We start from the raw sequence: 12,281 nt of genomic DNA, 5'->3' as shown, positions 1-12,281 counted from the left end.
CTCGCTACAGTGATATGCCACTAAGAGACATGAATCCCAGGGACATGAGACCCACGGTGATGAAAGTAATACCCAGCCCCCGAAGCCCTTCGGGGACATCGCTGTATTTCAGTTTTTCCCGAATACCTGCCAGGGCGACAATAGCCAACCCCCAGCCAAAGCCGGACCCGAAGCCGAAGGCCACGCTCTGGGCAAACGTATAGTCCCGCTCCACCATCAGCAGACTGCCACCGAGAATTGCGCAATTGACCGTGATCAGCGGCAGAAAAATCCCCAGCGCGTTGTAGAGTGCCGGCACGAACTTGTCGAGAAACATCTCCAGAATCTGCACCATGGCGGCAATGACGCCGATGTAGCACAGGTAACCCAGAAACTGGAGCGATACCTCCGGCAGCCCCAGCCATGACAGCGCACCTTCTCGCAACAGGTAATTGAAAATCAGGTTATTAACCGGGATGGTAATCGTCTGTACCACCACCACGGCAATACCCAGTCCAAGCGCCGTTTCAATCTTCTTCGAGACGGCCAGAAAGGTGCACATCCCGAGAAACAATTGCAGCGCCATATTTTCGATGAAAATGGCCTGGACTACGATATTAAGCAACCCTTCCATCAGAACGCACTCTCCCCGATGTTATGTGGTGACAGCCGGTACTCCCGGTGCTCGACCTGTTCCTTGCGTCGACTGCGCAGTCCCCAGATAAAGAATCCGATGATGAAGAACGCGCTGGGCGCCAGCAGCATAAGTCCATTGGGTTGATACCAGCCGCCATTGGAAACCGTAGGAAGAATTTCAAATCCCAGCAGAGTTCCGGACCCGAAAATTTCTCTCAGGCTGCCCACGGTAATCAGCACGACGCTGTAGCCAAGTCCGTTGCCCACCCCGTCCATGAAACTGATCAGCGGCGGGTTTTTCATTGCAAACGCCTCCGCTCGCCCCATCACAATGCAGTTGGTGATGATCAGACCAACAAAGACGCTCAGGCTCTTACTGATTTCAAACGCGTAAGCCTGGAGAAACTGATCGACCAGAATTACCAGCGAGGCAATGATTGTCATCTGGATAATGATTCGGATGCTGCTTGGCATCTGATGGCGAATCATCGAGATAAACAGGTTGGAGAATGCCGTAACCGAGGTGAGCGCCAGGCACATTACCAGCGTCACCTTCAGACTGGTGGTGACGGCCAGCGCCGAGCAGACCCCCAGGACCTGCAGGGCAATCGGATTGTTCTCAAAAATAGGTTTGGTTAGTACTTGGCTTGCTTCTGACATGGTAAAAGTCTTTATCCGCTAGCTGTGTGTTGTTGCTTGATCAGTTTGCCTGCTTCGAACAGCGACGTCAGGAGTTACGCAGTGTTTCGAGAAACGGTCCGAATCCGTTTTCACCCATCCAGAACTGAATCAGGTCTTCTACACCACGACTGGTCAGGGTCGCGCCCGCCAGGCCGGAAATCTGGCTCTCACCACTTCCGGAACCGCGCACTACACGAAGAGCCACCTCACCCTGCGTGCCAAAAATTTTCTTGCCCTGCCACTGCCCCCGCCAGTTGGGGTTTGTGACTTCCGCACCCAATCCCGGGGTCTCCTTGAGTTCGTAAAACCCGATCCCCTGGACTGTATTGGCGTCTCCTTCCAGCGCGAGAAAACCGTAGAGAATCCCCCACAAGCCGTAGCCATTGATCGGTAGCACAATCTGCTCCACGTCGTCACCGGACCCCACCACGTAGACCATCGGATAAAGCAATTGCCGTTTGATATTGGCAATATCCTCATCCGCAGAGAGCGCCCGCGAGTATCGGGGATTGTTCACTTCACGACGCGGGTCATAGGTAGACATGTCGATACCCAGCGCCCCGACTTCCTCCCCGGTGAGAAACCGGCCGCTCTCCAGGTCAACGATACGCGGCGTGAACTGTGCGAACAGCTCGTCCACATCGTCATCAGAATGCATTCCGGGATCAAACAACCCGGCGGCGCTGAGGATGTTTTTGTTGCGATCAAGAATCTTATTGGCATCCTGTGCCGGCTTTAACAACACTGCGGCGCCTGAAACCAGGATAGAACACACCACACACAGGGATAAAGCGACAATCAGGGTTCGCTTGATAGTGTCATTCGAGGATGCCACGTAACTGTCTCCTCTTGATGTTGGCCTTGACTACACAGTAGTCGATCAGCGGCGCAAAAAGGTTGGCGAACAGAATTGCCAGCATCACGCCCTCCGGGTAAGCCGGATTCAATACCCGGATCAACACCGTCAGCACGCCGATAAAGGCGCCGTAAATCCACTTCCCAACATCGGTCATCGACGCCGACACCGGGTCGGTCGCCATGAATATCATGCCAAAGGCAAAACTGCCGACCACCAGGTGCCAGTACCAGGGCAGTGCCATCATTGGATTGGTGTCGGAACCGATGAAGTTGAGGAAATAGCTGAAAACGACCATCCCCAGAAACATGCCGGTGATGATGCGCCAGGATGCAATCCGGGTTACCAGCAGAATAACGCCACCCAGTAAAATCGCCAGTGTCGATGTCTCTCCGATCGAACCCTGCATCTGCCCCAGGAATGCCGCCATCCAGGTCAGCTCCTCACCGGTAGCCGCTGCCACTGCGGGCAATCCATCAGTCGCTATCTGGCTGAGTGCCGTGGCACCACTGAAACCATCACTGGAAGCGCCTGAAGTACCGTCTATGGGTGCTATGGCAGTCCACACCGAATTGCCGGATATCTGTGGCGCGTAAGCGAAAAACAGAAAGGCCCGCCCCGTCAGTGCCGGATTCAGAAAATTCTTGCCGGTGCCACCAAACACTTCCTTGCCAATGACAATACCGAATGAAATACCCAGTGCCGCCTGCCATAAGGGGATTGCCGGTGGCAATATCAAGGCAAACAGGATCGAGGTGACGAAAAAACCCTCGTTAATTTCGTGACGGCGAATAATCGCGAACAGGACTTCCCAGAAGCCCCCTACGGCGAAGACGACGAAGTAAATGGGCACGTAGTAAACGGCCCCGTGCACGAAGCAGTCCCAGATGCTGCCGGGGTCGTAACCACCGGCCAGGAATTCAATGGCCCAGCCTCGCCAGCCGCTCACGCTGCTGATCCACCAGGCATCGGCAATCGCATGGTTAGCCTGAAAGCCGATGTTGTACATGCCGTAGAACATGGCCGGAAAGGCGGCGAACCAGACCGTGATCATGATTCGTTTGAGATCAATGCCGTCCCGGATATGAGGCTCTGACACCGTCACCTTACTGGGTGAGTAGAAGATGGTGTCCACAGCCTCAAACAGCGGAAAGTATTTCTCGTATCTGCCGCCCTTCTCAAATTGCGGCGATACGTCATCCAGAATTCTTCGCAATCCCATGGCTGTGGTTGTTACCTTTCCCCAATGCTGGCCCGTTATGGAGCCTGTAAAACCGGCATAGCAGATCAACGACCAGAATCTGTCGTCAATCAGCTCTCTTTTTCAATCGTATTCAGATTATTTCGCAGTATCGGACCGTAGTCGTATTTACCGGCGCAGACATAACTGCACAGCGCCAGGTCTTCTTCATCAAGCTCCAGGGCGCCAAGGTTCTGTGCTGTTTCAATGTCGCCGACAATCAGAGACCTGAGCAACTGGGTCGGTAAAATGTCCAGCGGCATCACCTTCTCATAGTTGCCCACCGGCACCATGGCCCTCTCACTTCCGTATGTCGTGGTGGTGTAATCAATGGTCATGCTTTTCATCAGCCTGGAAAGGTATATGCCCATCACGGAATGACGGTTCACTCCGGCGGACAGATAACCGAACAGTTCTCGTTCCCTGCCTTCGCGCAGGACCGAAACCTGCAGATGATAGCGACCCAGAAAAGCCTCGGCGCCGCGCCCATGACGGCCACTGAGCACCGAACCCGAGATCACCCGGTTTTCGCCCGATAATAACTCGCCAATAGTCATTTCCTCGAGATTGGCGCCCAGCCGTGTTCTGATCAGCCGTGGCTCTTCCACCTGAGGCCCGGCCAGGGACACAATCCGCTCCACCGACAACCGGCCGCTGGCCAACTGCCTGCCGATGGCTATGACGTCCTGGTAGTTGATGGTCCAGCTCTGGCGGGAAAGACCCGCAGGATCCAGGAAATGAATATGTGTGCCACTGAGACCTGCCGGATGAGGGCCGGAAAATTCTTCCACCTGGACATTACCCGGGTAGGCTTCCCGTGTAATTCCGGGTACGGCACCGGGGCTCTTGCAAAGATACAGCCTGTTTTCCGGCAAGCGCGCCAGGGCCTTGACTCCCCGGGCAAAATCGTCGCCGGCCTCTTTCAGCGCAACTCCGGGATCGGCTGCCAGAGGGTTAGTATCCATGGCGTTGATAAACAGTGATCGCGGACGACGGGAAGGATCCGGCACCTTGCTGTAAGGCCGGGAACGCAGCGCCGTCCAGACACCGGATTCAACCAGGGCATCGACGATATCCTGAACCGGCAGCGTCTCCAGCTCCCGATCAGAAAATTGCCTGAATCCGACTTCCTCGCTCCCATCCAGATCGATCACTACCGACTGCAGTACACGTCGCTCGCCACGATTGATGGCGGACACCGTCCCGGCACCTGGCGACGTATATCGCACGCCGGGCGTTTTCTTGTCGGTGAACAGCAATTGACCCAGTTTTACCCGGTCTCCAACCTGAACTTCCATGGTCGGCTTCATGCCAACATAGTCCCTGCCCACAATCGCCACTGACCGGACACTGTGAGAATCGCCGATTTCCTGCCGCGGTGCCCCGGAAACAGGCAAATCAAGGCCGCGCTTAATTTTGATCATGAATCAAGCCTGAGAACTGATGACTTACAAGATTTCCCGCAACACACTCACAAGAACGACGCTGCCATGATGGTAAAGACCTCACAACAGTCGTTTTCAGAATCAAAACAAGGAGCCTCGGGATGTAGAGCACACTCAACCTACGAACGGCAGGAATTATAGTGGCCCAGAGGCAAAAATACTAGGGCGTTTCCGTATAAAAAGTCAGGCGGGACGGGCTTCTGGTGGCAATTCCTTACCACCACAAGCCCACTCGGTTCAACTGGGAGGATAAACCTGGTAGGTGACGCCAGCCATGCGGTAAACGCACCGGGCGACCTGACAGCAATAACCAAATTCGTTGTCGTACCAGAGATACAGAACACAGCTCTTGCCATCGACAATGGTAGCGCAGGAGTCGACGATGGAAGCTTCTCTGGAACCCACAAAATCGCTGGAAACCGCATCCGGGTTGTTGGTGTAACTGATCTGCATTTGCAAATCGGAATGCAGGGCAATCTGGCGTAGAAAATCGTTCAGCTCTTCCCGGGTTGTCTCTTTCTCCAGGGTGAGCATCAGAATCGCCATCGACACGTTCGGGATGGGAACCCGGACAGCATTACCTGTCAACTTGCCGGTCAGCTCGGGCACTACCTTGACCACGGCCTTGGCGGCGCCTGTTTCGGTGAGCACCATGTTCAGCGCCGCGCTGCGCCCGCGGCGCGTGCCCTTGTGGTAGTTGTCAATCAGATTCTGGTCGTTGGTGTAGGCATGGACCGTCTCAACGTGCCCATGGACAATCCCGTACTTGTCCTGTATCACTTTCAACACCGGTGCGATCGCGTTCGTTGTACAGGATGCCGCGGTAATAATCTGATCTTCCGGCGTAATCTCATTATGGTTGATGCCATAAACGATATTCTTCAGATCCCCTTTTCCTGGTGCGGTCAGCATCACCTTGGCAACACCTTTCGCCTTGAGATGCAGGGACAGACCCTCCCGGTCCCGCCACTTGCCGGTATTATCTACCACCAGGGCGTCGGAAATACCGTACTGGGTGTAGTCGATCTCGTCAGGGTTGTTGGCATAAATAACCTTGATGGGGTTACCGTTGGCGATCAGGCAATTATTCTTGTGGTCGACACGCAGAGTGCCCTGGAACGCACCGTGCACGGAATCGTTGGTGAACAACCCGGCTCGCTTATCCAGGTCGCCTTCCTCGCCGGGCCTCACTACGACAGCCTTCAGGCGCATTGTTTCGCCGGTGCTGGTGCGTTCCACCAGCAGCCTGGCCATCAGCCGCCCAATGCGCCCGAACCCATACAACACCACATCCTGGCTTTTCTCAACCGGCAGCTTCTTGTTGCCGTCAAGGTACGCCAGTTCCTGCGTGACAAAACTGTCAACATCCAGCGCCTCTTCACCCTTTGCCTGCAGCTGCTCCATATATTTGACGGTCAGCTTGCCAAGATCGATCTGCGCATGCCACAAATCCAGCTTGGCCAGCGCCAGGAGTACCGGGTGGGATTCGAATTCCGACATCTCGTTCTTTTCCACCTGACGCACATAACGATGAGACTTCATAATAAAAGTCACCGATCGATTATGAATCGGCCTGCCGTAAATAAACACGCCGACATCTCGCTGGCTGTAAAGTCGCCCGATCACGGGAATCATTTCCTGGACCAGCGCCTCACGCTGTTTCCAGTCAGCAAAATAGTCTTCTACACTGGGTCTTTCCACTAGAGCACCTATAAAATAAGGGGTTTTTTTATTCCCGGTTATTATCTTTTGATTGCATCCCGGGTGCAACACGAACACCCCGACAGAACGCACCTTAGCCTCTCAATGTGATACAGCGCAATATATCCATGGGGAGAACTCGCTCCCTGGCGAATTACGGTACAATCACTGCCTTTCTCCGATACGATCAAAACAGACCAGTGAAGCCATTCGTCGAATTACTTAATCCGCCACTGCCCGATGATGAAACGCCTGTTGTGCGCTGGGCCAATCTGCCAGGCCTGGCGACCAGTCTTGCCATCAGTGAAGCCGCCCGGCACAGCCCTGCTCCGCTGCTGGTGGTGACCGAAAACAATGAACAGGCAGAACAGTTGCGCCGCGAGCTGGGGTTTTTCTACGGCGCCGATCAGACCCCTGTGCTGTCATTCCCCGACTGGGAAACCCTCCCTTATGACAACTTTTCCGCGCACCAGGATATAACATCCGACCGCCTCAACACCCTGTACAGGTTACCAACCCTGAAGAGGGGAATTCTGGTTGTCTCTTTCAGCAGCCTGATGCATCGCCTGCCCCCCCGCAGCTACGTTACGTCCAACAGTCTTATGCTGACATGCGGCCAGCAGTTTGACATCGACACCATGCGCATCACCTTGCTGAAGGCCGGCTACCAGAGTGTCGAGGCTGTCTATGAGCACGGTGAGTTTGCAGTACGCGGTTCGATCATGGACATCTTCCCCATGGGAAGTGATCTGCCTTTCCGGGTCGATCTGCTGGGCGATGAAATAGAAACCTTACGCCCCTTCGATCCTGAAACCCAACGCTCGCTGGGGCAGGTCGAAGAGATCCGCCTGTTACCCGGTAAAGAGTTTCCTCTGAACGAAGCTGGAATTCTGCGCTTTCGCAATAGTTTCCGGGAACGCTTTGATGTGGATATACGCAACTGTCCACTTTACCAGGATGTCAGCGACGGCATCGCTTCACCCGGTCTGGAATACTACCTCGCGCTGTTTTTTGACCAGCTATCCAGCCTGGTGGATTTTTTACCCGAGCAGACCCGGGTCGTTCGAATTGGCAGGCTGGATAGCGCCGGAGAGTCATTCTGGCATGAGATCAAGACACGGCACACCGACCGGCAGATCGACAGATACCGTCCGATACTGGACCCCGGCGAGGTGTTTCTTTCCGCCAGCGATGTCTTCGGGCAACTCAACACCTTTCCCACCGTGGAAATTATTGCCGGGGATTCAGGCCGCCGGGCGACGAAGGCTTTCACAGTCAATGGACTTCCCGATCTTGCCATCAATGCAAAAATGCAGTCACCTCTGGCCAATCTGCACGATTTTCTCAGCTCTCACGGCGACAGCCGGGTTTTGCTTTGCGCCGAGTCGGCCGGGCGCCGTGAGACCCTGACGGAGCTGTTCCGCACCATTGAACTTCGCCCCGAGCCCATGGAATCGTGGCAGCAATTCCGGCAGTCGCCACCGGGCGTCTACCTCTGTGTCGCCCCCCTGGATCGCGGGCTCTGGTTGCCGGACACCGACACGGTACTGATCAGTGAGGCACAGCTTTTCGGTGGCAAGATCGCCCAGCGCAGACGCCGCGGCAAGGTTCAGGACAACACTGAATTCGCTATCAAGAGCCTCACCGAACTGCGCGAGGGTGACGCGGTAGTTCATGTGGAGAATGGCGTCGGCCGTTACCGTGGTCTGACGACGCTGACTATCGATGAGCAGGTGACTGAGTTCCTGCTGCTGGAATACGCCGGCAACAGCAAGCTCTATGTACCGGTATCCTCTCTGCACCTTATAAGCCGCTATTCCGGCGCGGACCCGGAGTTGGCTCCCCTCAACAGGTTGGGCACCGACGCCTGGAAAAAGGCCAGACGCAAGGCGGCCGAAAAAATCCGTGATGTTGCTGCAGAACTGCTGGAGATCTACGCCCGCAGGGAAGCCAGAAAAGGCTTTGTCTATGACACCGGGGACATCAGCCTGGAGCAGTTTGCCGACAGTTTTCCTTTTGAAGAAACCGAAGATCAGGCTAACGCCATTTCCGCGGTAATCACCGATATGAGTTCCGAGCGCGCCATGGACCGACTGGTCTGCGGAGACGTCGGGTTCGGCAAGACCGAAGTCGCTATGCGCGCTGCCTTCATAGCTGCCCAGAATCACAAGCAGGTGGCAATCCTGGTACCCACAACCCTGCTGGCCCAACAGCATTTCAGCAGTTTCCAGGATCGGTTCGCGGACTGGCCGATCAGTGTGGACGTCATTTCCCGCTTCAAGTCCTCTCAGGAGCAACAGCAGAGCCTGGATAAACTGGCCAATGGCAAGACAGACGTGCTGATCGGAACCCACAAACTGCTGAACAACGGGATCAGGTACCATGACCTGGGCCTGTTAATCATCGATGAAGAACATCGGTTCGGAGTCAGACAGAAGGAAAAATTGAAGGCCATGCGCGCCAATGTGGATGTCCTGACCCTCACCGCCACACCTATTCCCCGCACATTGAACCTGGCCTTGTCCGGGGTCCGGGATCTGTCACTGATCGTTACGCCCCCGGCCAAAAGGCTGTCAGTAAAGACCTTCATCAGGGAAGAGCAGGACAGCCTGATCAAGGAAGCAGTGCTGCGGGAGCTCCTCCGGGGTGGTCAGGTCTTTTATCTGCACAACGAAGTAAAGACCATTGAACAGGCCGCTGCCCGGTTGCGGGAAATCGTGCCCCAGGCCAGGATCGCCATCGCCCATGGACAGATGCCCGAACGGGAACTGGAAAAAGTCATGGGTGACTTTTATCACAAACGGTTCAACCTGCTTCTCTGTTCAACGATCATCGAAACGGGAATCGATATACCCAGCGCCAACACCATCATCATTCACCGGGCTGATAAATTCGGCCTGGCGCAACTGCATCAGCTGCGTGGGCGGGTTGGCCGCTCCCATCACCAGGCCTATGCCTATTTACTGACTCCGCACCAGGGCAAGATGAGTGATGACGCGCACAAGCGGATTGACGCCATCCGGGCCGCCAGCGCTCTGGGGGCAGGCTTCACCCTGGCCAGCCATGATCTGGAAATTCGTGGAGCCGGGGAATTCCTCGGTGAAGAGCAGAGCGGGCACATGCAGAAAATCGGATTCAGTCTCTATCTGGAGATGCTCGAGGACGCTGTTGAATCCCTGCGGGCCGGTAAAACTCCGGCACTGGATTACAAGGCAGAGAAGGCCATCGAAATCAATTTGCGCATTCCGGCTCTGATCCCGGAGCATTACCTGCCGGATGTGCATAATCGCCTGGTGATTTACAAGCGGATCTCCGCCGCCGATACGGCCGACGAGCTCACCGGATTGCAGGAAGAAATGATAGATCGGTTCGGCCCGCTGCCAAACGAAGTCAGATTGCTGTTCCGGCTTACGCACCTGAAACTGCAGGCCCTGCCATTAGGGATCAGTAAAATTGATGCCAATGTCAGCAGCGGCCGGATAGAATTCTCCTCCACGACCAATGTTGACCCCTTATCAATAGTGGAGATGGTGCAACAGGATCCACAACACTATAAACTGGGTTCAGCCAACCAGCTGCTGTTTTCTCACGAGGCCCCGGACAATGCTGCGCAGCGACTGGACTTCATTGCTGCCATTCTGGGTCGCTTCCGGGTTTCCGACCAGCCGGCGGCCTGAATCACACACCTCCATCACAATGATTTGCCGACATGCCAGAAGCCAGTAATTCAAAGTCATTATTCCGGGTCGTGATGGTTAAAATCTGTCAGCGATTACCACTGATCAGCCTGCTTTTACCGGCGGTTCTGGCGCTATCGGGGTCCGCCACCCTGGCCGCCTCCTATGACGGCTTTCGCTGGTTTCAGGTGGAAATCAGCATTTTTTCCAATGAATACCCGGAGTACCGCAACGCCGAACTGTGGTCGCCGGCGAGTCTGAATCTTAGCTACCCACAACGCAGCCGGGAATTTGCAAGACTGGCGAATTTCTTTCAGGTTGAGAATTTTGAGCAGCGGGTGCTTGGCATAACCGGCAGTGAGGAATTCAGCACCGAACTGATAGAAGGCATTGCTGAGCCCGGAACAGAATCACTCCCTCCCGAAACGGGCCCTTTCCCGCACCGGCCAGCTGCCGATCTGCGGCTGCCAGACTTCGAACGGGACCCCTACCTTCTGCTGCCGCGCGAGCTCAGCAATTTCCAGACCACCAATGCCAGGCTGGAAAGCTCCGCCAACAATCGCCTGCTGTTCACCGGCCTCTGGCGACAACCGGTGGTGGGAACTGGCAGCGCAACAGCGCTGATTGTTCGCGGCGGTCGGCAATACGGTGAACATTTTGAACTGGAGGGTAACCTCACCATCCGCTTTAATCAGAATGAAGACCGCGTGGTGATCGATACTGATCTATGGCTGACTGAATTTACCGCACCTGGAACTGGTGACAGCCGCTGGCAGTTACCACCCGCCCCACCAGGCAGACCGGCAACTGAAACTGCAAACGGGATTAATGCATTCGGCATCAGCCGCATAATTCAAATGCGCCAGAGTCGGGATATGCGCAGTAACGAGTTTCACTATCTGGATCATCCAGCGCTGGGCCTGGTGATCAGCGTGCAACCTTATGATCTGCCTCCGCCCCTATCCCTGCCGGCCCCGCTGGCAGCCGACCCTCCTCAGAGTGTGGATCAGTAACCCCTGACCGGTTTGGAAGTTGAAATCTGAGGTCCGACCCGATCTCAAATTTCCGTGCGTTCCCGGTACAGTCGCACAAACACCTGCAATATATTTTTGACCTCGATAATGCCCCTGGACAAGGTATTGTTAATAGCCTCCATGGTAATAGGCATTTCCTCAAGCCCAGCGGCCCGGTTTACGGAGAGTGCCAGGCAGGCATACTGCAGCCCCAGCTCACGGGCCAGTGCCGCCTCCGGCATACCTGTCATGCCTACCATGTCGCAACCGTCCCGGCGCAGGCGGTTGATCTCCGCGGCGGTTTCAAGTCTAGGCCCCTGCACGCAGCCATAGACTCCGCGGGTCAAAGGCAATTTGTTCTCGTCTTCATCCATCTCAAGTTGTTCCTGCTCCACGGCAATAACCAGCAGATGCCGCAGACGCTTGCTGTACGGATGCGTGAAATCAATGTGCACGACCTCTTCCAGGTTTTCCTCGTAAAAGGTGTGGTCACGCCCGTACGTGTAGTCAATCAACTGATCGGGAATGGCCAGCGTACCTGGTGACAACTGGGGATTGATCCCGCCCACGGCATTTACAGCGACTATATCATTCACCCCGTGTTCTTTCAGGGCCCAGAGATTGGCCCGGTAGTTGATCCGGTGAGGTGGGAGGTGATGTTGCGCGCCATGGCGGGGCAGAAAGGCAACCGGGTACCCTTCCAGAAACCCATTCAGGATCTCCACCTCGCTATCCGCAAAAGGTGTCCGGTAGGTTGCCGAACTGACACTTGTCAAACTGTCTAACCGGGATAAACCCGAACCACCTATTACTGCCAGCAAAACGTTATCCCTCTTGAATTCCCTGATGGAACCAGCTGCCGACCCCGGAAGCGATTGCACAAACAGGCTGCCGGAGCCCACTGTCAGCCGCAACATAAACCAGCCACGGCACAATGGCAATTGCAATCAGCAGTGAGCTTGACCCAGTGCAATCAAGCCGGACTTCACTAGACCTCGCTCACCAAGGTGAGGCTGAAGGGGTTTGTTCGCACGGGATTCTTTAATAACAGTA

At 55.3% G+C, this 12,281-nt stretch carries 9 protein-coding genes; 2 read left to right on the top strand and 7 right to left on the bottom strand.

Annotation, left to right across the window (positions count from 1 at the left end; all coding sequences use genetic code 11):
- Positions 1-4: 4 nt before the first annotated feature.
- From nqrE to R3F50_16075, 6 genes are all read right to left on the bottom strand, one after another.
- The gene (nqrE, locus tag R3F50_16100) at positions 5-616 is read right to left on the bottom strand and encodes an NADH:ubiquinone reductase (Na(+)-transporting) subunit E (GenBank protein MEZ5491817.1); all 612 of its coding nucleotides are present in this window, start codon (positions 614-616) and stop codon (positions 5-7) included.
- The gene (locus tag R3F50_16095; GenBank protein MEZ5491816.1) at positions 613-1,275 is read right to left on the bottom strand and encodes an NADH:ubiquinone reductase (Na(+)-transporting) subunit D; all 663 of its coding nucleotides are present in this window, start codon (positions 1,273-1,275) and stop codon (positions 613-615) included. The genes nqrE and R3F50_16095 overlap by 4 nt, the downstream gene beginning before the upstream one ends.
- 67 nt (positions 1,276-1,342) lie before the next feature.
- Positions 1,343-2,131 (bottom strand): Na(+)-translocating NADH-quinone reductase subunit C, encoded by a 789-nt coding sequence (locus R3F50_16090; GenBank protein ID MEZ5491815.1) that lies wholly within the window; start codon positions 2,129-2,131, stop codon positions 1,343-1,345.
- Positions 2,115-3,374, bottom strand: a complete 1,260-nt coding sequence (locus R3F50_16085; protein ID MEZ5491814.1) for an NADH:ubiquinone reductase (Na(+)-transporting) subunit B — start codon at positions 3,372-3,374, stop codon at positions 2,115-2,117. Before R3F50_16085 ends, R3F50_16090 begins: the two co-directional genes overlap by 17 nt.
- An 89-nt stretch (positions 3,375-3,463) precedes the next feature.
- On the bottom strand, positions 3,464-4,816 hold the full coding sequence (locus R3F50_16080; protein MEZ5491813.1) for a Na(+)-translocating NADH-quinone reductase subunit A: 1,353 nt from the start codon (positions 4,814-4,816) through the stop codon (positions 3,464-3,466).
- 258 nt (positions 4,817-5,074) lie between these two features.
- Positions 5,075-6,538, bottom strand: a complete 1,464-nt coding sequence (locus R3F50_16075) for a glyceraldehyde-3-phosphate dehydrogenase (protein ID MEZ5491812.1) — start codon at positions 6,536-6,538, stop codon at positions 5,075-5,077.
- Positions 6,539-6,738: 200 nt separating this feature from the next.
- On the opposite strand from R3F50_16075, the gene mfd reads away from it, so the two are divergent.
- Complete coding sequence (mfd, locus tag R3F50_16070; protein ID MEZ5491811.1) at positions 6,739-10,215, top strand: transcription-repair coupling factor; 3,477 nt, start codon at positions 6,739-6,741, stop codon at positions 10,213-10,215.
- 32 nt (positions 10,216-10,247) lie between these two features.
- Positions 10,248-11,228, top strand: a complete 981-nt coding sequence (locus R3F50_16065; protein MEZ5491810.1) for a CsiV family protein — start codon at positions 10,248-10,250, stop codon at positions 11,226-11,228.
- A 44-nt stretch (positions 11,229-11,272) separates the two neighbouring features.
- Here the strand turns inward: R3F50_16065 and R3F50_16060 are convergent, their stop codons facing one another.
- Entirely contained in the window at positions 11,273-12,109 is an 837-nt protein-coding gene (locus tag R3F50_16060) for an S-methyl-5'-thioinosine phosphorylase (GenBank protein MEZ5491809.1), read from the bottom strand.
- Positions 12,110-12,281: the final 172 nt, after the last annotated feature.

It is taken from the genome of Gammaproteobacteria bacterium (assembly GCA_041395725.1).
GTDB lineage: Bacteria > Pseudomonadota > Gammaproteobacteria > Pseudomonadales > Pseudohongiellaceae > NORP240.
This window is presented reverse-complemented; position numbering and strand designations above follow the sequence as displayed.